This is a genomic window from Paenibacillus sp. LS-5, assembly GCF_056121505.1.
On sequence record NZ_JBWAVA010000007.1, the window covers coordinates 207,357 to 232,807 of the forward strand.

Sequence of the window (25,451 nt, forward strand, 5' to 3'; positions counted from 1 at the left end):
ACACAAAAAAACAAGCCAATTAGGCAACCCGGCTGCCATAACACTGTCTTACGACGAAGGTCCTAGGCCCGTGGCTTTGCGTCCCCGCCTTTCGGTCGGGTTTGCTATTGTCTTTTGCTTGCATTTGTTTACCAAAAGTATGTATGTCCGTAATATTCGTATCTTACAACATATAAATTTTTCCTACAATTATATTTTTATGTTTTTATTAATATTTATTCTTCTAACTCCTATCAAAAACTTAATTTCCTTCATCTGTATCTAATATAATAAAGGCGTTGAAATCATAACACCCTCACCTTATGAAAAAGATGAATCCAGAAAAAAAAGACTACCTTTTCAGAAAAAGGTAGTCTTTTTTTCTCTTTAATTTGATATGACTCAACGATCTACCCTCAAAAAGCAGGCAACGCGATATCTGCGTACTTGTCCTCCAGGAACTTCTTCACTTCCGGGCCGCTGATGCGTTTGGCCAGCTTTTGAATAGCGTCGGAGTCTTTGTTGTCCTCACGTGCCACCAGTGTAATGGTGAACTCGGAATCTTCACCTTCGGTGATCAGCGCATCTTTCTTCGGTGTCAGTCCAAGCGGACTGGCATAAGCAGGGGTCATGGCCACCAGATCGGCATCATCCAGCATGCGGGCCAGCATCAGCAGGTCAACTTCCTCGAACTTAAATTTTTTGGTGTTCTCGGTGATGTCGGCCTGGGTGGCTTGAATGCCCACGCCTTCCTTCAGCTTGATCAGTCCGGCCTTAGCGAACATTTGCAGTGAACGCCCAATGTTGGAGGGGTCATTCGCCATAACCAGCGTCGCGCCTTCCGGCAGGTCGGCAATAGCCTTGTAGCGCTTGGAGTATCCACCGTAGATCGCATCATATACCGGTTGAACCGGAACTAGCTTGGAACCTTTGCTCGCATTGAACTGCTCCATGTAGGGTACGTGCTGGAAGAAGTTCGCATCCACTTCCTTATTCGCCAATGCCTCATTTGGCTGCACATTGTCGGACAGGATGACGATCTCCATATCCACTCCGTCTTCCTTCAGCAGCGGCTTCACGATGTCAAGAATATCAGTCATCGGCGGGATGAGCGAGGCTACTTTAATTTTCACAGGCTCGGCGTTAGCTGTTGCCGGTGTGGTTGCTGCCGGTGTATTTCCGGCCTCCTTGTTGTTTCCACAGCCTGCGGCAATCATGACCAGTACGAGCAGCATAAGCGTATATTTCAATGTTTTTTTCATTTGTGCAATGAACCCCCATGTTTATATTTGTTATTATCTTACTTCAGCGACTTCCCGGTCTCTCAGCGTTTATCCAGCAGCCTTGCCAGTGTACTTCCTGCATACTGGATGATCTGCACCAGCAGTATCATCACCAGAATCGCATAGACCATTACCGCCGTCTCAAAACGTTGGTACCCGTAGCGGATGGCGAAATCGCCAACCCCTCCTCCGCCGACTACTCCCATCACTGTTGAAAATGAAATGAAGCTGATCGTCGAAGCCGTCAGTCCCAGCACGAGCCCCGAACGGGCTTCCATATACAGGAACCTGAAGATCAGACCCGGCTTCGATGCCCCCATAGACAATGCGGCCTCAATTGTGCCCTTGGGAACCTCCAGCAAAGACTGCTCCACCAGCCGTGAATAATAGGCGATAGCGACGATAGACAGCGGTACGGTTGCCGCCATAGTACCGATGGCCGTACCCACTAATAAGCGGGTGAAAGGAATCAGCGCCACCACCAGCAGTAGGAACGGAAAGGAACGGATGACATTGACGATACTGTTCAGAACGAGCGACAGCGTCTTGTTCTCATAGAGCTGGCCCTTGCGGCAAAAGTATAAAACAGTCCCCAGCGGAAGCCCCAGCAGCACTGCCGCACCTACCGAAATCCCGACCATCACAAACGTTTCCCCGATGGACTGCCACATCTGATCCTGGTATTTCAGCATATTCTCAAGCATGCGCTTCCCCCGCTTTGCCCGTAATCCGTTCACGGTAACTTCCCGTGTGGTCTTCCGGTGCAAGGAACTTGCCGTCTTCCCGGGAGAAGGTATCGACGATGCGTCCGCCTTCCATGACGGATACATCGGTGCAGATTCTCCGGACGACATCGAGCTCATGGGTAACGATGATTACCGTGACCCCCATCACGTCATTGATATGCTGGAGCACGCCCAGTATATCTGCTGTTGTCCCTGGGTCCAGTGCAGAGGTCGGCTCGTCGCAGAGCAGGAGCTTCGGGCTGTTCGCTAGCGCGCGGGCGATGGCCACCCGCTGCCGTTGTCCTCCGCTCAGCTGGGCAGGGTACTGGTCTGCTTTGTCCGCAAGCCCCACGAACTTCAGGCATTCCTGCACCCGATCCATCCGCCCGCTCCGCGGCATTCCAGCCAGCGCCAGCGGAATGGCAACGTTCCGTCTGACGGTGGCATTGCCCACCAGATTATACTGCTGGAAGATCATGCCGATCTTCTGCCGTTCCTGACGCAGCAGCTTCTCCGGCATTTCTGTCAGCAGTCTGCCTTCTACTGACACAGTACCTTCATCCGGACGCTCCAGCAGATTCATGAGCCGTAGCAGTGTAGATTTCCCTGCCCCGCTGGCTCCGATAATGCCGTGGATGGCCCCCGCCCGCACTTCGAGCGAGACCTTATCCACTGCAAGGTAGCGCCCTTCCTTTAGATCAAAGCTTTTGCTTACTCCGCTCAGAGATAGAATATGAAGCCCTCCTTTCAGGCTGCCCGGACTTAAGCCCTTGTTCCCAATAAGTGTATTACTATTATTTAAAAACTGTTTTATTAAAAATCTCTTTAAATAATAAGGTATTTTCTTCGCTGTGTCATCATTTATCTGAAAATGCTATATCAAGGTCATGTAAGCATGGCCCCATTAAGGAGGCTGTCCTCCTGTCTCCAATGATTCACTAAGCAGTCTCTTTGCATACATGAGGTGAAGCCGTCTCTGGCAATCTAGTGCTCAAGGTCCTACAGCTACGCATGCAAAAAAACACCGCTGACCTAGGTCAGCGATGTCTCAATACAGCTTATAGCTCAGCTATTCAAGCTGGCCAGCCGGTATAATCATCCGCCGCTGCCTGCAGCTAGCGGCGAATTTATTCTTTTACACTGCCGACGTTCAAGCCCACTACAAAATACTTCTGCATGAACGGATATACGACCAGGATCGGCACAGAAGCCACAATGGTAATTGCTGCCCGGATAGACAGTGGGGTCACCATCGCTTTGGCAGAATCCTTATCCATCCCTACACCTGCAGCAACGTTCGGGTTGCTGTTGGAGTTCATCGTGGTCGACAGCAGCTTCATCAGCTCATACTGCAGCGTACTCAGACTCTGCTTGGAAGAGGTGTAGATAAAGGCGTCGAACCATGAGTTCCAGGCTCCTACTGCTACAAACAGTGCGATGGTCGCCAGCACCGGCTTGCACAGGGGAAATACCACACGCATGAAAATTTTGAAATCGCCTGCACCGTCAATTTTGGCCGATTCCAGCAGACTTTCCGGGATCGTGCCGATATAAGTGCGGATGACGATCATATTAAATGCACTGATCATCGAAGGGAAAATATAGACCCAGAAGCTGCCCAGCAGGTTCAGGTCTTTAATCAGAAAATAATTGGGAATCAGACCAGCGCTGAAATACATCGTTAGCACAAAGATAATAGTGATCGGCTTGCGGAACACATAATCTTTTCGGCTGAGCGTATACGCAAGCATGGTGGTCAGAAAAATATTCAGGATTGTCGAAATTACAGTCCGCGCCACCGAGATCCAGAACGCATCATAGATGGTGCCGGAAGCAAAGATCGCCTTGTAATTCTGCGTGGTCCACACTCTCGGCCACAGATAGATGCCCCCGCGTATAGTATCATTTCCCGCATTGAACGAGACGGCAATCGTATTAATAAAAGGATATAAAGTAACGAGCACCAGACAGATCATGAAGATCGTATTAATACTATGGAAGAGAACCGGTTCCAGTCCGCTGGGTCTCAAGCTTTTTTTCACGGATAGGCCTGGCGTAGTGCCTCGGCTAATTTGCTGGTTCGCCATGCTATAACAACCTCTCTTCCCCGAGCCGTTTCGCTGTCCAGTTTGCCATCAGCAACAAAGTGACACTAACGACTGTCTTGAAGATCCCGCCTGCAGTGGCCAGTGAATAGTTGCCTTGGGCAAGCCCATATTTGAGTACGAAAATATCGATCGTCTCCGACCAATCCATTACAAGCCCGTTGCCGAGCAAATACTGTACTTCAAAGCCTGCTTCGAGTACATGTCCAATAGACATGATCAGCAGGATAACAATCGTGGCTTTGATCCCCGGCAGAGTCACAAATCTCATTTTTTTGTATCGGCTGGCACCGTCGATTTCAGCTGCTTCATACAATGCGGGATCAATGGAGGCAATAGCGGCCAAATAAATAATTGTATTCCAGCCGACCTCCTTCCACACATGCGAAGCCCCGACGATTCCCCAGAAATATTTGCCTTCACTAAGCCATAGAATTGGATCCTTGATGATATGCAGCTTTATCAGGACAATATTAACGATCCCGTCATTGATGGAGAGAGACGTAGCTACAATACCTGTTACGATAATCCAGGACAGGAAATGAGGTAGATAGGAGATCGTTTGTACTATTCTTTTCCAGAATACCTTGCGAATTTCATTCAGCAGCAAGGCGAGGGCAATCGCGGTCACAAATCCGAGAACCAGGTTGATAATTCCCATCGCCAGCGTATTGCGCAGCACCCGGAGAAAATTATCATCTGTAAACAGGAATTTGAATTGCTTGAAGCCCACCCATTCCTGCTCACTGAGGGAACGGCCCGGCCGGTAGTTCTGGAAAGCCATGGTCCAGCCCCATACAGGGACATACGCAAAAAGCACAATATACAGCAATAAGGGAACAGACATCCAAATCAGCTGATTCTGATTTTTGATCAGCGACCACGTAATGGGCTGCTTCTTTCTTTTCTTTGGATGCAAGGCGACGGTTTCTTTCCCTAAGGTATCATCCATATAGGTTTATCTCCCCACACAATCATTTATTTCAGGAGGTGCATTAGCCCTCTTGACGGCTCTGCACCTCCTGGTGATTCTAACCTCTTAACACCGCAGCCTATTTACTCCAGGTATCGATTCTCCATTTGATCTGCTCATTGATCTTGTCTTCATAAGCCTTCACATTGGCCTTCTTGATGTCACCTACATAATCGCTCCAGACGGAATCAAATTTACCCGGATCAGCTAAAATGGCTTTCGGCAAGTATTTGGTGGACAGTTCATTCAGCTTGGTGTTGGCAATTTTCGCATCCGAGCCTTCCACGAGGTCAATGGACCAGGCTGGGTAATAGATTGGGTTCGCTGGCGGTGTACTGAAGAAGTCCACATAGCTGTTATATCCGTATGCAGCAAGGACTTCCTTGTCGTAAGGCTTCACACTGGCTGCATATTCTTCAGGCTGTGCAGACGCATCCGTGGAGTTACCGTCACTGTAGCTGCCCTCAAGCTTAGGGAGATAGCCGTAGAGAGTCTTTGCTTTATTAGCCATTTGCCAGGTCGGATCAGCGGCGTTGTCCCGTTGTTCCTGGGTTTTCATAAATCTTCCGTTTTCAACTATATAATCCTCACCCTCAATACCCCAGGAGAAGGTCTTCTGCCAATCCTCGCTGATCAGCGTTTCGAGCAGCTTGATAATCTTCACAGGGTCCTTGGCATTTATGCTGATTCCGAGTCCGTTGTTCAGGTTCAGCACTGCAAGATCCCGGTAGTAATCTTTGGTGGATGCGTCATAAACCAGAGGAAGCCCCACATAGGTCCGCTCGATCTTCCCTTGTGTGGTTAAGGAATCTTCCGCCGCACTAAAGTTCCAGTGTTGGTCGAACATTCCGAGAACCGTTCCGCTGGACAGCTTCGCCATATACTGGTCATAGTTCTGAACGAAGGTTTCTTTGTCGATCAGTCCTTGCTGGTTCATTTCGTTCAGCTTCTGATAATATTTCTTGGCATAATCCTTGTCTGCAAAAATCTCCGCTACTCCATCAGTTACAACAACACCGCCATCGTTCGGATGACCGATCAAATGTTGAGGTGCGTTGAGCAGACCCCAGTTTTTCCAGTCATAGTTAAGTATTTCGAAGCCAATGGTCGGGCTTCCATCAATCTTCGGATATTTTTCTTTGTATTTGGCAATCAGGTCGAAATATTCATCCAGTGTTTTAACTTTTGGATAACCGAATTCCTTGAGTACGGCTTTTTGAATCCAGAAGGCCGGTCCTGAATACCATGAGCTTTTTACTTCACCGTTGTAAACACCATAGTTAGGCAGAATGTAGATATGTCCGTCATTCGGGTCCTTCATCATGTTCCAATAATCTGCGTAATGCGCTTTCAAATTAGGAGCGTATTTCTCGATGAGATCTTCCAGCGGAATATAAGCTCCTGCCGCTGTAAGCTTCGTATTCCCTGTCATCATATCCGGGTAATCCTGCCCTGCGATCATAACGCCGAGCTTCTGATTGATATCCCCGGCTAAATATTCGAAATTAAAATTGGCTCCTGTTTCGTCCTTGATCTTCTTGAAGATTTTGTTATCCGGTGTCGGCGGCTGGCCCGCTTCACCGATGAAGACACTAATGTCAAACGGTTCAACCTTGCCATCCGTGCTAGCTGCCGTTTCTGTTGCAGTAGCCCCGCCATTCTTCGCTGCATCCTTGCCATTGTTGCTGTTGTTGCTGTTGTTGCTGTTGTTGCCACCGCAGCCTGCCAGTGTGAAGCTCAGGGATAACAGGACAATCAGGGATAGCTTGAACATATTTTTCGACTTGCCCCCCATAAAGCACCTCCATACTTGGTTTGGTATATCCATTTTGTAAGCACTTACATTTCTAAATTATAGAGGTGCTGCATGATCGAAAATACGACTGAACTAAAGGTATACCCCCCAAAAAGTTTAGGACTTTGGATTACGGTACTGTCCGGGGCCGGTGCCCATTTTCTTTTCAAACTGTTTCAGAAACTGTCCATAATTCGCATATCCCACCAGATCGGCAATTTCGGAGAGCTTCAGTGAACTCTGCCGGAGCAGAACCGCCGCCTTTTCAATCCGCAGATTGTGCAGCTGCTCATTGAAAGGAATACCGTTCTTTTTGCGAAGAAGCTGTCCAAGATATACCGGATGCAGATAAAAAATCTCCGCCAGCTTCTGTATCGTCAGGCTTTCGCGGTAATGCTCCCCGATATACTGATTAATCTCCTGAACAATTCCATGGGAGCCCTGACGCTGCGCCTGCATCAGTTGTTCAATGCAGGCTTCCCCGCAGGTAGACAACAGCTTCATTAACCGGGTTAAGTTAAGCATAGTATGCGGTATTTCAGCAGCATCAAGGCTTACCGGCAAGAGCGGCCTTCGCACTTCTCCGCCTTCCGGGGTGAGCCCGACCATCTGGTACATCAGATGAATGACCAGCTTTTTTACGACTTCGGGCGCCACATGCTGTTCACGAAAACTATGGGTCGCCGAATTAACCGCTTGCCTGAATCCCTCTAGATCCAGCGTATTGACCGGAGCCAGAATAGCATCCATCAGCCGGATATGGTCATAGTGATAGCTAAACGGATTGTCGTTAATCTCCTGATAGGATATATAACCGACGGGTAATGTCCGGTAAAAGAAATGCTGCCCCGCTTCCTTCGCTGTCCGGTAGCTGTCTGCCAAGTGTCTCGGAGATTTGCCTGCGGCTCCGATTGAAATGAATACGGGCTTACCCGCGTATTCCTGCTGCAGCGGGACGAGCACATCCTCTGCAGTGTGCGGGGAGCGGTTTCCATAGCCGAATACAACAGCCAAGCTGCCTGCTTCCAGGTCCACTAAATACATTGCTTGTTGTTCAGCGACAAGAGCTGTCACTCTGCCCCTCAGCTCGGGATACAGCTCCGGTATGGTCTGGAGCAGCAGCACGTTCCACCATTCCATCCCCTCAGGCAGTCCCGCCGGAAGCGCCTGCACCTGCTCGTCATCCGCCTTATTTAGCAGCATCCTCTTCATTCCCGCTGTTACCGTCTCGGAAGAAGCCAGTTGATTCAGCAGAAGCTGGCGATTTTCCCGTTCCAGCTCCTGATGGATTTCTATCAGCTCTTCCACGGTCTCTTCCGGAAATATCGGTTTCAGCAAATAATGATGGATGCCATACCGGATGGCCGTCTGCGCATACTCGAACTCACTGTACCCGCTTAATATGACGAATCTGATCTTCACTGGTTCTTCCAGGCGCCAGGCGGCAACCATCTCCAGACCGTTCATCACAGGCATGTTCACATCCGTTATCACCAGATCCGGCTGCAGCTTCCGCATCTGCTCTATTCCTTCCCGGCCATTGCTGCAGGTTCCGCAGATTTCGAAGCCCAGCGCCCCCCAGTCGATCCACAGCATCAGCCCCTCAAGACTGCTGGGTTCGTCATCAATCAATAGCACTTTATACTTCATGCGCCTCCCTCACCTTCAAACGGGTACAATCTTTCCAGCAGACGGAGCGGAATCCCGAAGGTCACGACCGTTCCCTGGTCCGGTGCGCTGATGATCTCGAATCGGACCTGATCCTCGTAATACAGCTCCAGTCTGCGGTACACATTGCGCAGACCGACATTTACACCCGAAGAATCCTCGTTCCTGATCGCATCTAACAGCTCCTTGAGTCGCCCGGCCTCTATACCTTTGCCGTTATCGGAGACTGAAATTTGCAGCCGGTTATCCTCTACTGCCGTTTTCACCGTGATGATCCCCAGACCCTCAATGGTCTGCAGCCCGTGCTTGCAGGAATTCTCTACCAGTGGCTGCATGCTCAGCTTGGGAATTTTGTACCTTTTGGACTGCTCATCGATTTCGAACACATAGTCGAATTTATCTCTGAACCTGAACTTTTCGATCTTCAGATACATCTCAATGAACGTTAATTCTTCCTCCAGTGACACCAGGTCCTCCTTCCAGCTAAGCAGCCTCCGGAGCAGCTTGGACAAGCTTTTCACAATATCCGTCACATCGGAGTAATTGTTTTTGGTGCAGACCACCAAAATCGCATTCAGCGTATTGAACAGAAAATGAGGATTCATCTGGCTCTGGAGGAAATTAAGTTCAGCCCGGACACGTTCCATCTCCAGATTTTTTTTCTGGATTTCCAGCTTATACACGTCATTGATCAGCGAATTAATCCGGGTGGTCATCCGGTTGAAATTATGAATAAGTCCTCCAATCTCGTCGCGTCCTTCGTCGATGCGGATCAGCTCAAATTTCTCATTTGTCACCTTTTGCATATGTCTGGACAGACGCTTGACCCTGTAGTTATAAGATCTCAGCATCACATAGATAAATCCGCTGGTCAGCAGTGTAATCGTGGTCGCCAGAAAAGCGGCATATAGCCACATATCCAGCACTGCCTGCGTAATCCGCTCCCCCTGGGTGATGCCGACAATCCTCCAGCCCTTCAGGTAATTAGCTGTGCCTAATGGCGCGATATGAACATCCTCATTAGGTCCTTCATCCAGCTGTTTAAATAGCGGATAAGGCTCGTCGGTTACCCTCTGGTAGCCGCTGTCCGCCGACATGACAATCTGATTCTGCTCGTTGACCAAATACAGATTAAGATAACCTTTTTCGCGGGCTATCACATCATAGATTTCAGTAAGGTCCAGATCGATCCGTACCAGCTTCTGGTATGTATTGTAATTGCGGAAGTTATTCATCGTCTTAACCACACTGAGAGCAGGAATGGAAGCGGATGCATTACCAGTCACCCCCGTACGGTAAGCAGTCACAATAACCTGGTTATGCGAAGTCCGCAGCTGCTTGTACCAGTCACTGGTCAATACCTGGCTGTTCATGATCTGATAGTTACCCCCGGATGCGATTGTGCGGTTGTCCGTAAATACAGTGATCCGCTCAATCTGGTTGTTCACTGGCATATAGCTGTTCAAACGGTCCCTTAACTGTTCATCATAAGCACTGTAAAAGTCGATGGGATCCTTGTACTTCTGGTCCAGCATTTCATACAGATTCTTGTCCGTGGACAGGGTGTAGCCCACTGCGACCCCGCCCTCGATATAATCATGAATATCCTTCCGTGCCCGCTCCAGTGAGATCTCCAGATTCTGCTGTTCCCTGGATCGGATCAGATCCGTGATCCGGTCCAGAAAGACCAGATTGATGATCATAATGGGCAACAGCACACCCACGAAGTAAATCAGGAAAAATTTATAGTTCAGCGGAATATCGTTCACGAAATGAGCAAATCGGAATCTTTTATTCTCCATGGCATACACCGGCTTTCCTAGGGCTGCTTGTGCTTACCCGACTGTTTGTATATGGAAGGCGGAACTCCCACCATTCCCTTGAATTTCTCGATAAAATAATCCGTATTCGAAAAACCAACCTGCAGAGCGATATCCGATATTTTGAGCTGTGTCCGCTTGAGGAGGCCCTTGGCTGCTTCAATCCGCTTTTCATTCACATATTCACTGAAGCTGCGCCCGGTCTCCTTACGGAACAATTGGCCCAGGTAGTTAGAATTCATGTGAAACTGCCTGGCCAGATCCTGAAGCTGCAGCTTCCCCCTGAACTCAAGATCTACATACTGTATGACGTTAAATATGGTGTTTCCTTCATTGGCCTGCTTCAATTCTGCCAGATAGGCAACACTCTCCGTACACAACCGGTGCACATAACTGCTCAGCAGGAAATAGTCACCAAGCTCACCGAGATTTCCGAATTCCATCTGAAGATGGCCCATCACCATGTCAGGATCACCATTCATCTCCTTGAGGTAGCGGCATAGAGTCATTTCCAGATGGGCTACTTCTGCCTGTACCTCTTCAACCGTGAACAGCTTACCGGCAAACCCTGCAAAAGCCTCCTTGACAGAAACCTGCAGCTTCGCTGCTTCACCCGCCTTTACCTTGTTCACAAGTGCTGCGAACCCTTCTTCATGATTCCTTATCTCCGGCCAGCATTTCTTCAGATCCCTGTAATAGAAAATCCCGCTGCGCTCTCTCTGGTACATGAGCTTCCACACTTCAAGAGTCTGCAGATAGCCCTGCCGGATTCCGGCAATACCGGTCAGCCGATCGCTGGCCATTACGATAACAGGCTCCTGAAGTTCTTCTGCCAGTTCCTTTTGCAGCAGACTGACAGCTCCTTCCAGCGCATCGGAAGACAAGGCAGCGGACTGCACGATCAGTCCCGCCCGGCCCGACCCATCCTGAAACGTATGACTGCCTTCCCAGGGAAATCCTCGCTCCAGCCGCCGTTCTGCATTGATCGTGGAAGCAGCGGCTGTAATCAGAATGCATACCAATTCAGTATCCTCTTCAAGCTGTAGCACATCCCGGGCGAGCCTGCGCAATTCTTCGCTGTACTCCCCCTGAATGAAGCGTCCGAGCAAATGACTTGCGATGCAGGCTTGCTCCTTCCTCCGTTCTATCTCGGAAGCGGTTTCATTTCTGATCGTTCGGCTAAGCTTATCCAGGAGAATTCCGATCTCCTCATCATCAATCGGCTTCAGCAAATATTGTTCAACCCGTTGGCGTAAGGCGGTCTTGGCATAATTGAAGTCGTCGTATCCGCTCAGTATTACAAACCGCGGCGCCTTGGCCATCCTTTCATTCAGCCTCGTGATCAGCTCCAGGCCGTTCATCACAGGAATATTAATATCTGTCAGCACCAAGTCTGGCCGAAGCTCTTGAATCATCCGGAACGCATCCGGGCCGTTCAGAGATTCCCCGCACACTTCAAACCCATATTTATCCCAGTCCACCATTGTCCTTAAGCCTTCGAGCACCCATGGCTCATCATCCACCAGCATGACCTTCAGCAATCTTCCCGCTCCCTTCCATATCCTGAATAATAGAGTGATATCTGCCAAATAATCATTAATTAGCCTAGCACAATTGGTTAATATTGTGTACCCGCCAATATTTCCGCGCAGTAAGTAGCTTTTGTACATCAATATTAGATTTGTTCACTCTCTTGATCTTCAACTTGTGCACTATTCTCCTCTTGCTCCACTGGTCTGTTCACGGTGTGAAGCTTATACTGATACTGTGAACAGTAGAGAGAAGGCGTGATCATCACACCCATACACAGTGAATCAGGGGGATGCTTATGAGACTGAACAAGATCGGCAACAAAAGAGCGCTGTACAGCAAAATATTGGTCAGTATGACGTTATGTGTATCCTTAACTTTCCTTGTCTCCACCATCATCTATTACAACTATTATATTGGCGTAGAAAAAAATCAGGCGTTCCGCTCCGACCTCAGCAACCTCACGCAAACGAGCAAAGAGGTAGTCAACATGACCGATGCGGCGCAATCGCTTTCATTTCAAATCTACCGCAACAGCACTGTCTCCAAAATCGTATTTTATGACAAGCCGGATATCTATGACGTTACGGCAGCCATGTCCGAGCTGGGTAATTACCTTAGCTCCATGCCCTATATCGAGTCCATCTATGTCTATAATCCCAAAAGTGCAAAGTTGTATATCGCCTCGTCTCACGGCCAGAACGGTGTATTTACCGAGCAGGAATTAGTGGATACGAGCATTCTGGATATTCTGAATCACTATCAGGAATATAAGCCGTTCACACCCATTCCACGCGTGTATTCTAATGGCGCTGCGGAGAATGACCAGGTCCGGGCCTACACCTTCCTGTGCTACGATGCCATTGGCTGGGACCGGGCCATCAATTCAGCCGTTATTGTTAACATTTCAGCGCCATGGATTAATAAAGAAATCACCAGTCCCATAGACTCCAGGAGCGCCACCTTTATTCTTGCTGATCAAGGAAAGTTCCTGTCCGTAGGTAGCCTCGAGCCGCAGGAATTGTCTCCAATAGAAGCAAATTGGGTTCAGCACCGGATCCAGGGCCAGTCATCCGGCTCTTTTATTGGTAAATTCGGCGGGGTCAACTCACTGATCTCTTATACCTCGCAGGATGCTCTAAGCTGGCAGTACGTGCGCATCACGCCATATGATATCATCACCAAGCAGACCAACAGCATCCGCAACGCCACACTGCTGATTGCCGCGCTGATTTTCGTAGGAGGCATCGCCTTCTCCTGGCTCATGTCGCGCAGGCTGTATCTGCCGATCGACCGGATTGTCCGGGAGATGAATATTCTGGAATCTGAAAAACGGGACAGCATGTTCACGATCCGTCAAAATACGCTGCGCGATTTGATCCTTGGCCTCAAGCCTCTGCAATCCATACAGCAGGTTGAGAAGCTGCGCCAGCTTGGCATCCATTTTACCTTTAATGATGATTATCGTTTGATTCTGCTGCGGATTGATCATTATCAGGCGTTCAGAGAATCCCGTTCCTCCTATCTGCTAGCCTACAAGTTCGCCATTATGAATATCGCTTCAGAAGTTTGCGGCCAGACCTATCGGGTTGAGACCGTGGATATGAACGATGACGGTATTCTGTTGCTATTGAATATTGTGGATCCCAAGGAATATTCGGACACAGAGCTGATTGAGACGCTGCTCCGCCAGATTCAGCAGGCTTGCTCCGACTATTTGAAGATTAGTCTGACCCTTACCTACAGTCATATTGACCATAATCCCCAACAGCTGCACCAGCTCTATAAGCAGGTTAGGGAAGCATCCAATCACCGGCTGTTCTATGGCCATGGCTGTATCATCAGTGCACAATCCATCAATGCCCTGCAAGCTAACCTTTATCACTATCCTACCGAAAAAGAGAAAAGACTCGTCGATGCATTGATGAGCGGCAAAATAGAAGAAGCCCGCGAGCATTTCAGCAGCATTCTCCGTGAGTCATCAGCTTATCCGTTCTCATCGGTACAGCTGACCGTATCCAGACTCAGTGTGACCATCAAAGAGATTATCATCACCGTCCAGAAACGTAACCGTTTACAAAATGAAGGGACCATTGAACTGCCCACTTTGGATTTGGTTGAAACACTCGATGAGCTGGAACAGGCCTTTTTCGCTCTTTTCAGTGAAATGCATGAACAGCTGGCCGAGAAAAAAAGCTCTAAGCAGCATGACCTTGTCCTCCTGATCAATCAAAAAATTAAGGAGAATTATATGGAGCCCAGCCTAAGCCTCAACCAGATTGCAGACGAACTGGATATGTCACCGATTTATATCAGCCGCTTATATAAGCAGCAGACATTAACCAGCATCGTGGATGTCATTCTGGAAGTGCGGATGCGCGAAGTCTGCAGCCTGCTGGAGAATACCGACCTGCCTGTGACCACCATCGCCGAACGCTGCGGCTTCACAAGCAGCTCCTATCTGCACCGGATGTTCAAGCGCAGCTTCGGCACCACCCCAACCGACTACCGCCGCTCCAAGAATGCGTAATAGGTATCCAGACACCTTTAGGGTGTCTTTTTCTTTTGAGGACAACTGTTGGTAAGGTTTCTTACCAACTTTCATGATAAACTATAAATAAAGTTATAAAGTTATAACTGTTATAAGGTATAACTTTCTCGCAACGGATTATACTATGGCAATAAGAACATTGATGGGGGGATACATTTGAATCAAGACCAAGCGGTGCCGAAACGATACTCCAGAAAAATAGGCCGAATGGGAAACAGTCTGGGTGTGAGCCTGCCGAAAAGTCTTGCTGACAAAATGAATGTCGTGCAAGGAGATGAAGTGGAATTCATAGAAAACGGCCAAGGCGAATTAATACTCCGAAAAATCCGGAAGACAGATTTGCCGGACCATGTCCGTCCTGAGGTGTTGGAGGCTTTTTACGACGTTTTTGAAGAGGACAGAGGCATATTCGATGATTTAAGGGATCGCTGACATGACTATTTTTTTGACTACTGAAGAAATCGTTGCCGCCCATTATTATATGATGAGAGCCATGAACGACGCAGATCAGGCCGGCATTAAAGATCTGGCCTTGCTGGAATCTGCTGTACACAGACCTTCACAGAGCCTTTTTGGCGAGGATGCCTCCCCTTCGTTATTTGATAAGGCCTCAGCTCTTTTGGAATCCCTCGTTAAGAATCACTGCTTTCATAACGGCAATAAACGTACAGCTTATCTCTCGGTCAAATCCTTTTTGCTGCTGAATGGGTATCATCTGCGAATGGAGCGCCTGTTTGCCGTCGAATTCATCGTAGATATCGCGAAAGGCGAGTATTCTTTAGAACAGACAGCTGATATTCTTCGTAGGTATTCGGTGATCAGATAAGTCTCATCGGGTTTTCACTCCCCTATAATAGGCTCTCTCAAATTCTCCCGCCCTTCTATCAGCCTGTCTCCAGATACCCGGAGACAGGCTCTTTACTTACTCTCCCTTTGTCCCGAAAGATGACAAAGGGCTTCCCGCTCTGGCTAGATGACTTGGATACCGGCTTTAGGTGAAAAGTAACGTAGGGGAGGTTTGGAACTGTAGGAGCGATAGCGTCCGCCTTTAGGTTTGGATTTCTACCGCTATCGCGGTATGAATCAGGAAATCCAAACCTAACAGCGGCCGGAAGTCCAAACGCTACCCGCAGTTACGACCAGCACCTAAAAGGGACTTTCCAGCCACCTCTCCAGACAGCAAGAAACCCCGCAAGCAGCTTGCGGGGCCCTCCTCTATTTAATGCCTTTTTCAGCAGTATAAGCATTCCACTGCTTCGTCCATTCCGTCTGAATCTTTTCCAGACCGGCCTGTTTGGCCTTCTGCATAAAGGTTTCCAGACCTTTGTCTACATCCGCTACCAGTCCCGCTTCCAATGGATACAGGTACTGCTTCTCTACTTGCTCCAGTGCCGCTTTCTCTGCCTGATACGACGTGTAGTCCTCCGCAAATCCCAGGAACAAGTCCGGCTTCTGAATTTTGTCGAGTTCGTCGAAAATCGCCTTTACCCCGTCAAATCCTTTGTCGAACAGCATGAATTCTGGATTTCTCCATGCCCAACCATTCATGCCCTCACGGGAGAAGCCATTGGAGGTACTCGTGCCCACCAGTTTGTAATAACCGTCTTCTACAGTGTAATTCTTGCCTTCAATACCGTATTGAGTCAGCTGGTTATACCGTTTGTCCAGGACCATCTTCTGATAGAAGGCGAGTGCTCTTTCCGGATTTTTGCTGCTCTTCGGAATCGCAAACCCATTGTGTATCGGATGTACAGGTGTAGCATAGCCTGTTGTTCTTCCGAAAGGAGAATAGGCAAGCTCCCAGTCAGGATGTGTTGTACTGATCTTCATCTTCATATCGTTAAAACGGTTAGGGTTGTCACCGAACATGCTGGCCGCTTTACCGGAAGTAACCGGGTCTTGCATCGTATCCTTGATGTTCAGCACGTTCTTAGGAATGAAGCCTTTGTCGGCCCAGCGCTTCATGGTCTTCAGCTCTTCTTTTTGCTCATCGGAGCCCCAGTAGGAGTAGACGGTGGTAGGAGATTCATACTTCACGCCCATACCGTAAGGCAGAGCGCCGACCATTTTGTTTAGCTCCGTATAAATGTAATGCAGATTATTTCCTACATCACTGTTCAGGGACATAGGCATCATATCAGGTTCATTTTTAACGATACCGTCCATATAGGCCTCATAGCTGGTCAGATCTGCCGGGACGGGAAGATTATATTTCTTGCGCAGATCCTCACGGTATACAAAACCGTTAGTTACGTATTCTTTAAACGTGGCAGGAACCGTATAGATTTTACCGTCTACCTTAACATCCTCCCACATCGATTCAGGAACGAATTTTTGCAACTCCGGTGCAGCCTTGGGCAGGAGATCATCAATTGCCAGGAACGCACCTCGTTTGGCATATGACTGATATTGAGTCCAGTCCGCTGTAAAAATTAGATCAATCGCCTGGCCGGATGACAGCAGCAGCTTATATTTCTGATCCCAGTCCGTCCAGCTTGTATAATTGAACTTCACGGTAGCATTCAAATCTTCCTGAGCCATTTTATTGACTTCGGCCTGGATGGCCGGCAGATCCTTCGGAGCGTCGCCAAGCATGTAGAACTGCAGTTCCACCTTCTTCGAAGTGTCGATTCCGGGTTCAGCTGCGGCCGTTTTGCCATCTGTTGTGACGGCAGTATTACTCTTGCCCTCCGTACCCGCGCTGTCTTTGTTAGCATTACTGTTACTGTTGCTGTTGTTGCCGCCGCATCCCGCAAGAAGTGATAGGGCCAGCGCAGTCGTTGTAAGCGTTACCAGAGTTTTTCTGCCTGCTTTCTTTTTCATATGAACCCTCCTAAATGGTATGACTCTATGTTAGCCGAATAACAGATGCATGGTAATGGTGCTTTCTGCCATACGGTTCTAACCTTTTACAGCCCCAATGGTCAAGCCCTTTACAAAATAACGCTGAATGAACGGGTACAGAAACAGAATGGGTCCGGTAACGACGATGGCCATCGCCATCTTGGTCGATTCGGTGGGCAAATCGCTGCCCAAGCTAACGCCGGTACCCGCGCCCATATTGGCAATGAAAGCGGCCGAGTTGATTACATTGTATAGATGGAACTGCAGCTGATATTTATGCGGATCATTGATGAACAGCGAAGACGAGAACCAGTCGTTCCAGTAGGCCAATGCGAGAAACAGGCCGACCGTGGCAATCCCCGGCATCGATAGCTGGAGCACAATCCTCCAATAGATTTTGAAGTCACCGGCTCCGTCAATCTTGGCGGATTCGAACAGCTCCTCAGGAACGGCCGAACGGATGAAGTTCTTCATCAGAATGATCAGGAAGGGCGTCATCAGCCCCGGAAAAATCAGCGCCCCATATGAATCGGTAAGATGCAGATATTTAGTCATCATAATGTACCAGGGTACCAGCCCCCCGCCGAACAGGGTGGTGAAGTAAATATAGAATGAAAAAGTATTACGGTACTTGAAATCCTTGCGGGCCAGCACATATCCAGCCATAGTCATAAAAAACAGCCCAAGTGTCGTGCCCGTCACTGTAGTGAACAATGTAACCCCATATGCACGCAGCACCTCGTCAGGGAAGGTGAACACCGTTTTATAGCCCTCCAGCGAGAACTGCGCCGGTATCAGATGATAACCATCCTTAATGATCGAATCATTGGCCGTCAAGGATGCCGAAATAATCAGCAGGAATGGAATCAGACAGGCCAGCGAACCGAGAATAATAACCGTGTAAGCTAGACCCTGCAGCATCCTTGTATAAGGATCGTCCTTGATATGCATACTCTATTTCTCCTTCCGTATCGTGTTCAGCACATCCTAGAACAGAGCGTAATCATCGTTTATTTTACGGATAATGTAGTTGACCGTCATGATCAGAATGAAGCCGAACAGCGATTGGTACAGCCCTGCAGCCGTCGCCATTCCGATGTCAAAGGTAACCTTGAGCGAGCGGAACACATACGTATCCAGAATGTCCGTAGTATTATAGAGCACCCCATTATTACCGATCAGCTGATAAAAGAGGTCAAACTGCCCTTTCATAATACTTCCCAGCGAGAACAACAGCAGCACCACAAAGGTCGATTTCAGCATCGGCACCGTGATATACCAGATCCGCTGAAAAATATGAGCACCGTCAATTTTGGCTGCTTCATAATACTCTTCACTGATCCCTGTAATGGAAGCGAGGTAAATAACCATACTGTAACCAAGATTTTTCCAGAGGTAAAATAGAATGATTAGGAAGATCCAGACCGTCGGTTTGTTGTAGACATCGACAGGTCCCGCTCCGAACTGAGCCAGCAGCGTATTTAAGAAACCGTTGTCATAATTGAACACGTTGTATACGATAACACTCAGAATAACGAAAGAGACAAAATACGGCAGGAACATGATGGATTGAGTCACCTTTTTGAACCATTTCACACGCAGCTCACTGAGCAGAATCGCACACACAATGGCCAGCACATTCCCCAGCAGGATAAACGCCAGATTATAGCCGATTGTATTGAGTGTAAGCTTCACCAGTGTACCGGACTTCCAGAGAAATTCGAAGTTTTTGAGACCCACAAAGGGCGCATCGAACAGGCCGGAATTGAAATCAAACTGAGTAAACGCGTAATACACACCCACCATCGGAAAATACGAATTGACCAGAAAGAACAGCAGTGTAGGCAGCAGCATTAGAAAAAGAACCCGGTTATGGACCAGCTCATGCAGAAAACCTTTCTTTTTCTTCTTCTCAGTCCAAGCTCCCCTCTCGGACGGTAACCCTGTCCCTTTAATAGGAAGCTCAATGGCGAGCGGTATTCCGCTCTTGCGTTTGCGGTATCTCAAAGCCTTCACCCTCCTATACCCCTATATAAAATAATTTGCGGCGGTACATAGCCTCCACCTCCGCTTGGATGCCTTAAGCTGTGTTCAGCAGCTCCATCCAATGTATGTTTTGAGTATAGAAGACACCTTGAAGGGTGAACAGTGCAGCTTAAGGGTATTCCTGTATAATGTGAACTACCGCCTAGTGAACATTTCTGACTTATGTGGAGGAATCGAAGCTAGAACAGCAAAAAGCCCCGTAAACTCTCCTATTTCAGGACAGCTTCGGAGCTTGGTATAGAAGACCAACTGCATAACTAATCTAGGATTCCACGAAAAGAGCACGGCCTCGCTTCGCCGCCAGCCCCGGCGTTTCCTCATCCATTCGACGTTCTGCCTCGCTCAGCACCTTCCGCTTCCGCCAGCGCCGCAGCACCAGCAGCCCTCTTGCCGCTTCATCGGCAATCATACAGCAGTAGATGCCTGTAAGACCCCAGCCGGCATTGATCCCCAGTAAGTAGGAGCAACCCACGCCAATGAGCGACATGGAGCAGATGGAGACATACATGGTATAGCGGGTGTCCCCAATCGCATTCAGGGAATTACCCATGGCCATATTCAACATTTTGCAGGGCTGAAGCAGCAGATTAAGGGCCAGTAGCGATACTCCAATCGAGATAATCGCCTCATCACTGGTGAAGAATCCCAGCAGCGTCCGCCCGAACACAAACAGCAGCAGCACGTTGGCACTTACAATGGCCAGCCCAATATATAGCGTGCGGTAAGCCCCTCTATATACCTCCTGCGTCTGTTTTGCCCCGAAGAGATGTGCAAGCTGAATCTGCCCGGCCATTGCTACGGCATAACCCAAGGTGAAGCAGAAGGATTCCAGCGTATTCAGATAGGTGCGGGCAGCCAGTTCTTTTGCCCCAAGTATCGCCATAAATGAATAGATCACCAGTTGTGACAACACCCATGCGGATGAATTGAGACCCAGGGGCCAGCTGATCCGGACGATCTCTCCGAACAGCCTCTGATTGAAAATCCGAAAATCCCGCAGCCGGATCGTTCGTTCAAAGGATTGGCTGAACATATACAGCAGAATTAAGACACCCAGCATCCTGCTGATTATATTGGACACCGCAATGCCAGCCAGGCCCAGCTCCGGCAGCCCGAACACTCCAAAGATCAGCAGATAGTTAAGAACAATATGAATAATATTTACTGCTACTCCTGTATACATCGGCCCCCGAGTATTTCCGGTGTTGCGGATCGCCGAACCCAAGGCAACAGTCATCCCGACCATGAACAACCCGCCCCCGACATAAGTAAGATAGACATGGGCAAGAGGCAGCAGCTCACCGGAGATATGCAGCAGCCGGGTTGTGGGACCAGAGTATAGGAACAATAGGAGGCTAACGCCGACGCCCAGGATACTGCTGGAAGTCACCCCCATAATAGCAATCGTACGAGCTTCCTCTGAGCGCCCCGAACCCAGACGCTGGGCAATCAGAATTCCCGCCCCACCGGCTAAGGTGGTGAAGAGTGTGGTCAATGCACCGAACAGCTGATTGGAAATTCCTACAACCGCAACCGCATTATCCGAAATCCGGCTGACCATAATCGTGTCCACGGTTCCCAGCAGTGTCTGCAGAAATATCTCGATGAAGATCGGCCAGGCCAGCATCCACAGACCGGATTTCCCGGTTATAGATTTCACGAAATCAACCCTCCCATGGTGTACCTACTCACTTGAATTATTCGCCTACTTTGGTACCATTCATCTTGTCAGAAGTAAATTATAGGTGATATACTCTGAAAAATGTACCACATACGAAACCTAAACTTTCAATATCTAAACCTTTACTGGGGAGAGACAAGCTATGGATGTTCTAGAATTTACCGTGCCGCCATTACCGCATTACATTATCAGCGGACTTAATCAATGCCAGCCCGGCTATCTTCATCCGAACCGCCAGCATATTCAGGTGTTCGATCTGCTGATCGTCCGCCAGGGCTGCCTGTACATTGGTGAGGAAGATCGCAGCTTTATAGTGAATGCAGGCGAAGCGCTAATCCTGCGTCCAGATAGCCATCACTATGGGAGTAAGGGCTGCCGTGAAGATACAGCCTATTTTTGGCTGCATTTTCAGACCTCCGGCTATTGGCGTATACTTAACAGCTCATCTCCCTCTCTTATGAACGAATCTGCCACAGAGGGACTTGCTCTAATGGATGATTCCAATGTATTGAGCAAACACGCTGCAAAGGTCATGCCTTATGAATCCAGTGGGCCTGCCCAGGCCGTTTCATCTCCCGCGCTCCACGAGCCTGGCGGATTCCTTGCGTCCCCAGAGCCTCTTCCCGCAGCCTACTTCGGGATCGGTCCGTTCAGCCTGCGTCTCTCCCAGTTCATCACTCTACTCCAGCCTGCCAGAATAGAGGAGCTGCTGCTCCAGCTGGAGCAGCTCAAAAGCAATGCCCATCTAACCGCTGTCCGCTTCAGACAGCAAATCCTTTTTCAGGAAATCCTTCAGCAGCTTGCGGCTTCCATAGAACAGGATCGTGCCGGCTCCCAGTCTACCGCCTGTGCTGAACAGGCTGCCTCCTTCCTCCGGACACACTACCGTGAGGAGATCACCACCGCAAGACTCGGAGAGAGCCTTAACTTCCATCCGGTCTACATCGCCCGTTGCATGAACAGGGAATACGGCTGCTCACCCATTGAATATCTAATCCGCTACCGCATTGAGCAGAGCAAGCTTCTGCTGATGCAGACCAGCTTCCCCATTGCACGGATTGCCGAAGAGGTCGGCTTCAACCAGGCGCCTTATTTCAGCGCCAGCTTTATGAAGCTGGAAGGCCTTTCTCCGCGCCAATACCGCCAGCGCTTCTCTTGACTGCTTTATACAGTGATATATTAGCAGCAGTAATCTCTATAATCTGCAAGCTGCTGAATCATGAAGTATGGTGTACATCTATGCCGGATGGTGAGTATCAGTTTCCTCATAATAAAATCATTAGCCGGACTATTAACGTCTCTCTGTGCTGCAGCTTTCCGGTTATAACATGATAAACGGATAGTAATTGGATAAAAGCAGACTTGCCCTATTTTCTCTACGGGATACATTTCGCCGGGCTAACGGACCGTACCAAGCTTAAATCTTTTAAGCTGGAAGCTTTCGGTTGAACCCCTATACTAAGCACATTAATTCACAACCTACATTATGCTTCATTATTTTTGAGCCTGATTTCCGCGTACGCCAAATAGCCCAGGATCCTAAAAGCGATTTGACAGAGAGCAATCGTCCGCCAACAATGCATGGCGAACAATACCCCCTATTCATACCTCTTATAACCTGGGTAAATGTAAAATAGTCTAGTCTAGACTTGATACTCCAGTAATCACGCCTACTTCCCGGCTCCCTGCTTTTCCGCTTCCTTCTCCAACGAAGCAAAATAAGCGATTTTATGTTCAACCTTTTGCGCAAAGCTCTGAAAAAACTTGATTTTCTCATCAATCTGCAGCTTATGCGCCTGGAGCAGCTTCCGTTGGTCTGGCAGTGCTCCTGTCCCTTCTTGGGATAATGCAATAAACTGCTTAATATCGGCAATCGGCATCCCTGTGTCCTTCAAACAGCAGATCAGCGAGATCAGCTCCAAATCTTCGTCCTGAAAGCAACGGTTACCGTGCTCATCCCGCGCTACAACAGGCAGGACACCCTCTCTTTCGTAATAACGCAGCGTATATTGGCTTAGTCCGCTTTTTTGTGCTATTGTTTTGATGCTGTAACCCATATCTCTGCCCCATTCCGCCGACTCAGCTCCGGCAAGTTGATCTATTTCTAAATTACCACCAATATGAATCTATGAAAAGAGCGCTAACAAAACTGTTGACTTACACCTAGCTCTAAGGTCTACACTTTATACTATACTGTACCTTACATTTTAAGGAGTGAATAATTAATGGTAAAAACAATTAACGTGGGTAACGGTACACTCGAGGTTGCCCAAATCTCATTAGGATGTATGCGGATTGCCGAATTGTCTCCCAAAGAAGCTGACGTCCATATTCACAGTGCCCTTGAAGCAGGCATTGATTTTTTTGACCATGCAGACATTTATGCCGCCGGCAAGGCCGAAGAGGTATTTGGTGAAGTTGTAGCGAACAGCCCAGGCATGCGCGAAAAGTTGATGATTCAGACCAAATGCGGCATCCGCAATGGTTTTTTTGACTTCTCCAAGGAGCATATTGTGTCATCCGTTGAGAACAGCCTGAAACGCCTTAAAACCGATTATGTGGATGTACTACTCCTGCATCGTCCTGACACCTTAATGGAGCCGGAAGAAGTGGCGGAAGCCTTCGATTATCTGGAGCAAAAAGGCTTGGTTAAACACTTCGGTGTCAGCAACCTGAACCCACTACAAATTGAGCTGCTCAAAAAAAATGTAAAACAAAAACTGCTATTTAATCAGCTGCAGCTAAGCATCATGGTTTCCGGCATGATAGATTCCGGCTTCAACGTCAATATGACCAACTCCGCTTCAGTGGTTCATGATGGAGGTATTCTGGAATACAGCCGTCTGCACGACATGACCATTCAGCCTTGGTCACCATTCCAATACGGATTTTTTGAAGGCGTATTCTTGGGCAATGACAAGTTCCCAGAACTGAACCAGGTCATTGACCGTTTAGCTGACGAAAAAGGCGTTGCCGATACCGCCATCGCTATCGCCTGGCTCTTAAGACATCCTGCCAAGATGCAACCGATTGTAGGAACTACCAATACTCAGCGCCTGCTGGATATTGCAAAGGCTTCGGACATTACCCTAACCAGAGAAGAATGGTATGAAATTTACCGCGCAGCCGGCAACAAGCTTCCATAAAGACGCTACTAAATACTAAACCCGTAAAGACCTTTAGACTCAAGGTTTTTACGGGTTTTTTCAGACGTGTAAAGTTCATAAAACTCCATTAATCATAAGGAACTCCCTATGACTCCCAATAGGACTCTTAAAGTTCCGATGCTTTTGCAATAAAAGATCCTGTTCAAGTGTTCCTCTATAACCATATAATAATATCACTAATAATTTACGCAAAAGTATATAAAAATCATAAAAAAGGGTTTATAAATCTGCTGATCAGCAAATTTATAAACCCTTTAAGTATACCGGCGAGAGGACTCGAACCTCCACGGTTTCCCACTCGATTTTGAGTCGAGCGCGTCTGCCATTCCGCCACGCCGGCACATACATATGAATTAGTTCTTAATGAAAATGGAGGCGCCACCCAGACTCGAACTGGGGATAAAGCTTTTGCAGAGCTTTGCCTTACCACTTGGCTATGGCGCCATGTAAATGGAGCGGACGACGGGAATCGAACCCGCGACCCTCGCCTTGGCAAGGCGATGCTCTACCGCTGAGCCACGTCCGCATTAATGGCTGGGGATATAGGAATCGAACCTATGAATGACGGAGTCAAAGTCCGTTGCCTTACCGCTTGGCTAATCCCCAATATTAAATTTAAAGAAATGGGGCGACTGATGGGTCTCGAACCCACGAATGCCGGAACCACAATCCGGTGCGTTAACCCCTTCGCCACAGTCGCCATATGAAATTAGTAGATCTCAAATCAATTAACAATTTCAAAAGAAATGGGGCGGCCGATGGGTCTCGAACCCACGAATGCCGGAACCACAATCCGGTGCGTTAACCCCTTCGCCACGGCCGCCATATTAAGCTTCTGAAATTAGTTTGGCAGGGGCAGCAGGAATTGAACCCACACCAACGGTTTTGGAGACCGTTGTTCTACCTTTAAACTATGCCCCTAAAAATGGTGGAGGCTGATGGATTCGAACCACCGAACACGTACGTGAGCAGATTTACAGTCTGATGCGTTTGGCCACTTCGCTAAGCCTCCGAGGATGGTGCCGGCGAGAGGACTTGAACCCCCAACCTACTGATTACAAGTCAGTTGCTCTACCAATTGAGCTACACCGGCGTATTAAGTTGTATTAAATGGTGGCGCGGGAGGGAATCGAACCCCCGACACAAGGATTTTCAGTCCTTTGCTCTACCGACTGAGCTACCGAGCCATATAAATTTATCCATGATAATGGCGGAACCGACGGGATTCGAACCCGCGATCTCCTGCGTGACAGGCAGGCATGTTAGGCCAACTACACCACGGTT

Annotated in this window: 19 protein-coding genes, 10 tRNA genes and 1 riboswitch; of the genes, 5 read left to right on the top strand and 24 right to left on the bottom strand. The window is 48.5% G+C overall.

All coding sequences use genetic code 11. The annotated features are described in order from the left end of the window. Positions 1–19: 19 nt before the first annotated feature. Positions 20–116, bottom strand: a riboswitch (cyclic di-GMP riboswitch). Between the two features lie 279 nt (positions 117–395). From AC0MA3_RS13450 to AC0MA3_RS13490, 9 genes are all read right to left on the bottom strand, one after another. Next, positions 396–1,241 carry a MetQ/NlpA family ABC transporter substrate-binding protein gene (locus tag AC0MA3_RS13450; RefSeq protein ID WP_474656580.1) on the bottom strand — a complete coding sequence of 282 codons (846 nt, stop codon included), beginning with the start codon at positions 1,239–1,241 and terminating at the stop codon, positions 396–398. A 62-nt stretch (positions 1,242–1,303) separates the two neighbouring features. After that, positions 1,304–1,966 (bottom strand): methionine ABC transporter permease, encoded by a 663-nt coding sequence (locus AC0MA3_RS13455; protein ID WP_474656581.1) that lies wholly within the window; start codon positions 1,964–1,966, stop codon positions 1,304–1,306. Beyond that, a complete protein-coding gene (locus tag AC0MA3_RS13460) occupies positions 1,959–2,720 on the bottom strand; it encodes a methionine ABC transporter ATP-binding protein (protein WP_474656600.1) in 762 nt (253 codons plus the stop codon). Before AC0MA3_RS13460 ends, AC0MA3_RS13455 begins: the two co-directional genes overlap by 8 nt. Positions 2,721–3,114: 394 nt before the next feature. Next, positions 3,115–4,074 (bottom strand): carbohydrate ABC transporter permease, encoded by a 960-nt coding sequence (locus AC0MA3_RS13465; protein ID WP_379158831.1) that lies wholly within the window; start codon positions 4,072–4,074, stop codon positions 3,115–3,117. A 1-nt stretch (position 4,075) separates the two neighbouring features. Further along, the gene (locus AC0MA3_RS13470; protein ID WP_474656582.1) at positions 4,076–5,044 is read right to left on the bottom strand and encodes an ABC transporter permease; all 969 of its coding nucleotides are present in this window, start codon (positions 5,042–5,044) and stop codon (positions 4,076–4,078) included. Between the two features lie 100 nt (positions 5,045–5,144). After that, complete coding sequence (locus AC0MA3_RS13475) at positions 5,145–6,860, bottom strand: type 2 periplasmic-binding domain-containing protein (RefSeq protein ID WP_474656583.1); 1,716 nt, start codon at positions 6,858–6,860, stop codon at positions 5,145–5,147. Positions 6,861–6,977: 117 nt separating this feature from the next. Then, positions 6,978–8,510, bottom strand: coding sequence for a response regulator (locus AC0MA3_RS13480; protein WP_474656584.1), 1,533 nt, complete (start codon positions 8,508–8,510; stop codon positions 6,978–6,980). Then, positions 8,507–10,330 (bottom strand): sensor histidine kinase, encoded by a 1,824-nt coding sequence (locus tag AC0MA3_RS13485; RefSeq protein ID WP_474656585.1) that lies wholly within the window; start codon positions 10,328–10,330, stop codon positions 8,507–8,509. The genes AC0MA3_RS13480 and AC0MA3_RS13485 overlap by 4 nt, the downstream gene beginning before the upstream one ends. 17 nt (positions 10,331–10,347) lie before the next feature. Then, positions 10,348–11,889 (bottom strand): response regulator, encoded by a 1,542-nt coding sequence (locus AC0MA3_RS13490; protein ID WP_474656586.1) that lies wholly within the window; start codon positions 11,887–11,889, stop codon positions 10,348–10,350. 287 nt (positions 11,890–12,176) lie between these two features. On the opposite strand from AC0MA3_RS13490, the gene AC0MA3_RS13495 reads away from it, so the two are divergent. The 3 genes from AC0MA3_RS13495 to AC0MA3_RS13505 all read left to right on the top strand — a co-directional run bounded on the left by AC0MA3_RS13495 (position 12,177) and on the right by AC0MA3_RS13505 (position 15,255). Then, positions 12,177–14,408 (top strand): helix-turn-helix domain-containing protein, encoded by a 2,232-nt coding sequence (locus AC0MA3_RS13495; protein ID WP_474656587.1) that lies wholly within the window; start codon positions 12,177–12,179, stop codon positions 14,406–14,408. A 177-nt stretch (positions 14,409–14,585) separates the two neighbouring features. Continuing rightward, positions 14,586–14,861, top strand: a complete 276-nt coding sequence (locus tag AC0MA3_RS13500; protein WP_474656588.1) for an AbrB/MazE/SpoVT family DNA-binding domain-containing protein — start codon at positions 14,586–14,588, stop codon at positions 14,859–14,861. 1 nt (position 14,862) lies between these two features. Continuing rightward, entirely contained in the window at positions 14,863–15,255 is a 393-nt protein-coding gene (locus AC0MA3_RS13505) for a type II toxin-antitoxin system death-on-curing family toxin (protein ID WP_474656589.1), read from the top strand. A 389-nt stretch (positions 15,256–15,644) separates the two neighbouring features. On the opposite strand, the gene AC0MA3_RS13510 is transcribed toward AC0MA3_RS13505, so the two are convergent. From AC0MA3_RS13510 to AC0MA3_RS13525, 4 genes are all read right to left on the bottom strand, one after another. Then, a complete protein-coding gene (locus tag AC0MA3_RS13510) occupies positions 15,645–17,252 on the bottom strand; it encodes an extracellular solute-binding protein (protein WP_474656590.1) in 1,608 nt (535 codons plus the stop codon). A gap of 78 nt (positions 17,253–17,330) precedes the next feature. Then, the gene (locus tag AC0MA3_RS13515; RefSeq protein ID WP_379158803.1) at positions 17,331–18,224 is read right to left on the bottom strand and encodes a carbohydrate ABC transporter permease; all 894 of its coding nucleotides are present in this window, start codon (positions 18,222–18,224) and stop codon (positions 17,331–17,333) included. Between the two features lie 36 nt (positions 18,225–18,260). Continuing rightward, positions 18,261–19,127: an ABC transporter permease gene (locus AC0MA3_RS13520; RefSeq protein ID WP_379159850.1), complete on the bottom strand. Its 867-nt coding sequence runs from the start codon at positions 19,125–19,127 to the stop codon at positions 18,261–18,263. Positions 19,128–19,581: 454 nt separating this feature from the next. Beyond that, the gene (locus tag AC0MA3_RS13525; RefSeq protein ID WP_474656591.1) at positions 19,582–20,979 is read right to left on the bottom strand and encodes an MATE family efflux transporter; all 1,398 of its coding nucleotides are present in this window, start codon (positions 20,977–20,979) and stop codon (positions 19,582–19,584) included. Between the two features lie 163 nt (positions 20,980–21,142). Here AC0MA3_RS13525 and AC0MA3_RS13530 point away from each other — a divergent pair, with 163 nt between their 5' ends. Next, positions 21,143–22,159 carry an AraC family transcriptional regulator gene (locus AC0MA3_RS13530; RefSeq protein ID WP_474656592.1) on the top strand — a complete coding sequence of 339 codons (1,017 nt, stop codon included), beginning with the start codon at positions 21,143–21,145 and terminating at the stop codon, positions 22,157–22,159. Between the two features lie 511 nt (positions 22,160–22,670). Here AC0MA3_RS13530 and AC0MA3_RS13535 read toward each other — a convergent pair. Next, positions 22,671–23,057: a MerR family transcriptional regulator gene (locus tag AC0MA3_RS13535; protein ID WP_379158794.1), complete on the bottom strand. Its 387-nt coding sequence runs from the start codon at positions 23,055–23,057 to the stop codon at positions 22,671–22,673. A 168-nt stretch (positions 23,058–23,225) separates the two neighbouring features. Here AC0MA3_RS13535 and AC0MA3_RS13540 point away from each other — a divergent pair, with 168 nt between their 5' ends. Then, on the top strand, positions 23,226–24,146 hold the full coding sequence (locus AC0MA3_RS13540) for an aldo/keto reductase (RefSeq protein WP_474656593.1): 921 nt from the start codon (positions 23,226–23,228) through the stop codon (positions 24,144–24,146). Positions 24,147–24,428: 282 nt separating this feature from the next. On the opposite strand, the gene AC0MA3_RS13545 is transcribed toward AC0MA3_RS13540, so the two are convergent. The 10 genes from AC0MA3_RS13545 to AC0MA3_RS13590 all read right to left on the bottom strand — a co-directional run bounded on the left by AC0MA3_RS13545 (position 24,429) and on the right by AC0MA3_RS13590 (position 25,354). Then, positions 24,429–24,507 (bottom strand) — tRNA-Leu (locus AC0MA3_RS13545). Between the two features lie 30 nt (positions 24,508–24,537). Continuing rightward, positions 24,538–24,611: transfer RNA gene (locus AC0MA3_RS13550), tRNA-Cys, on the bottom strand. Positions 24,612–24,618: 7 nt separating this feature from the next. Continuing rightward, positions 24,619–24,693, bottom strand: a tRNA-Gly gene (locus AC0MA3_RS13555). Between the two features lie 5 nt (positions 24,694–24,698). After that, positions 24,699–24,773 (bottom strand) — tRNA-Gln (locus AC0MA3_RS13560). Positions 24,774–24,791: 18 nt separating this feature from the next. Beyond that, positions 24,792–24,867 (bottom strand) — tRNA-His (locus AC0MA3_RS13565). A 47-nt stretch (positions 24,868–24,914) separates the two neighbouring features. After that, positions 24,915–24,990 (bottom strand) — tRNA-His (locus tag AC0MA3_RS13570). Positions 24,991–25,014: 24 nt separating this feature from the next. Beyond that, positions 25,015–25,088, bottom strand: a tRNA-Trp gene (locus AC0MA3_RS13575). Positions 25,089–25,093: 5 nt separating this feature from the next. Next, positions 25,094–25,179 (bottom strand) — tRNA-Tyr (locus AC0MA3_RS13580). Positions 25,180–25,184: 5 nt separating this feature from the next. Continuing rightward, positions 25,185–25,260 (bottom strand) — tRNA-Thr (locus AC0MA3_RS13585). A gap of 18 nt (positions 25,261–25,278) precedes the next feature. Then, positions 25,279–25,354: transfer RNA gene (locus AC0MA3_RS13590), tRNA-Phe, on the bottom strand. Positions 25,355–25,451 lie beyond the last annotated feature (97 nt).

Bases quoted from the DNA above. Each gene is read 5' to 3' on its own strand.
- AC0MA3_RS13450 (WP_474656580.1), bottom strand. From the start codon at position 1,241: ATGAAAAAAACATTGAAATATACGCTTATGCTGCTCGTACTGGTCATG.
- AC0MA3_RS13455 (WP_474656581.1), bottom strand. From the start codon at position 1,966: ATGCTTGAGAATATGCTGAAATACCAGGATCAGATGTGGCAGTCCATC.
- AC0MA3_RS13465 (WP_379158831.1), bottom strand. From the start codon at position 4,074: ATGGCGAACCAGCAAATTAGCCGAGGCACTACGCCAGGCCTATCCGTG.
- AC0MA3_RS13470 (WP_474656582.1), bottom strand. From the start codon at position 5,044: ATGGATGATACCTTAGGGAAAGAAACCGTCGCCTTGCATCCAAAGAAA.
- AC0MA3_RS13475 (WP_474656583.1), bottom strand. From the start codon at position 6,860: ATGGGGGGCAAGTCGAAAAATATGTTCAAGCTATCCCTGATTGTCCTG.
- AC0MA3_RS13480 (WP_474656584.1), bottom strand. From the start codon at position 8,510: ATGAAGTATAAAGTGCTATTGATTGATGACGAACCCAGCAGTCTTGAG.
- AC0MA3_RS13485 (WP_474656585.1), bottom strand. From the start codon at position 10,330: ATGGAGAATAAAAGATTCCGATTTGCTCATTTCGTGAACGATATTCCG.
- AC0MA3_RS13495 (WP_474656587.1), top strand. From the start codon at position 12,177: ATGAGACTGAACAAGATCGGCAACAAAAGAGCGCTGTACAGCAAAATA.
- AC0MA3_RS13505 (WP_474656589.1), top strand. From the start codon at position 14,863: ATGACTATTTTTTTGACTACTGAAGAAATCGTTGCCGCCCATTATTAT.
- AC0MA3_RS13510 (WP_474656590.1), bottom strand. From the start codon at position 17,252: ATGAAAAAGAAAGCAGGCAGAAAAACTCTGGTAACGCTTACAACGACT.
- AC0MA3_RS13515 (WP_379158803.1), bottom strand. From the start codon at position 18,224: ATGCATATCAAGGACGATCCTTATACAAGGATGCTGCAGGGTCTAGCT.
- AC0MA3_RS13520 (WP_379159850.1), bottom strand. From the start codon at position 19,127: ATGCTGCTGCCTACACTGCTGTTCTTTCTGGTCAATTCGTATTTTCCG.
- AC0MA3_RS13530 (WP_474656592.1), top strand. From the start codon at position 21,143: ATGGATGTTCTAGAATTTACCGTGCCGCCATTACCGCATTACATTATC.
- AC0MA3_RS13535 (WP_379158794.1), bottom strand. From the start codon at position 23,057: ATGGGTTACAGCATCAAAACAATAGCACAAAAAAGCGGACTAAGCCAA.
- AC0MA3_RS13540 (WP_474656593.1), top strand. From the start codon at position 23,226: ATGGTAAAAACAATTAACGTGGGTAACGGTACACTCGAGGTTGCCCAA.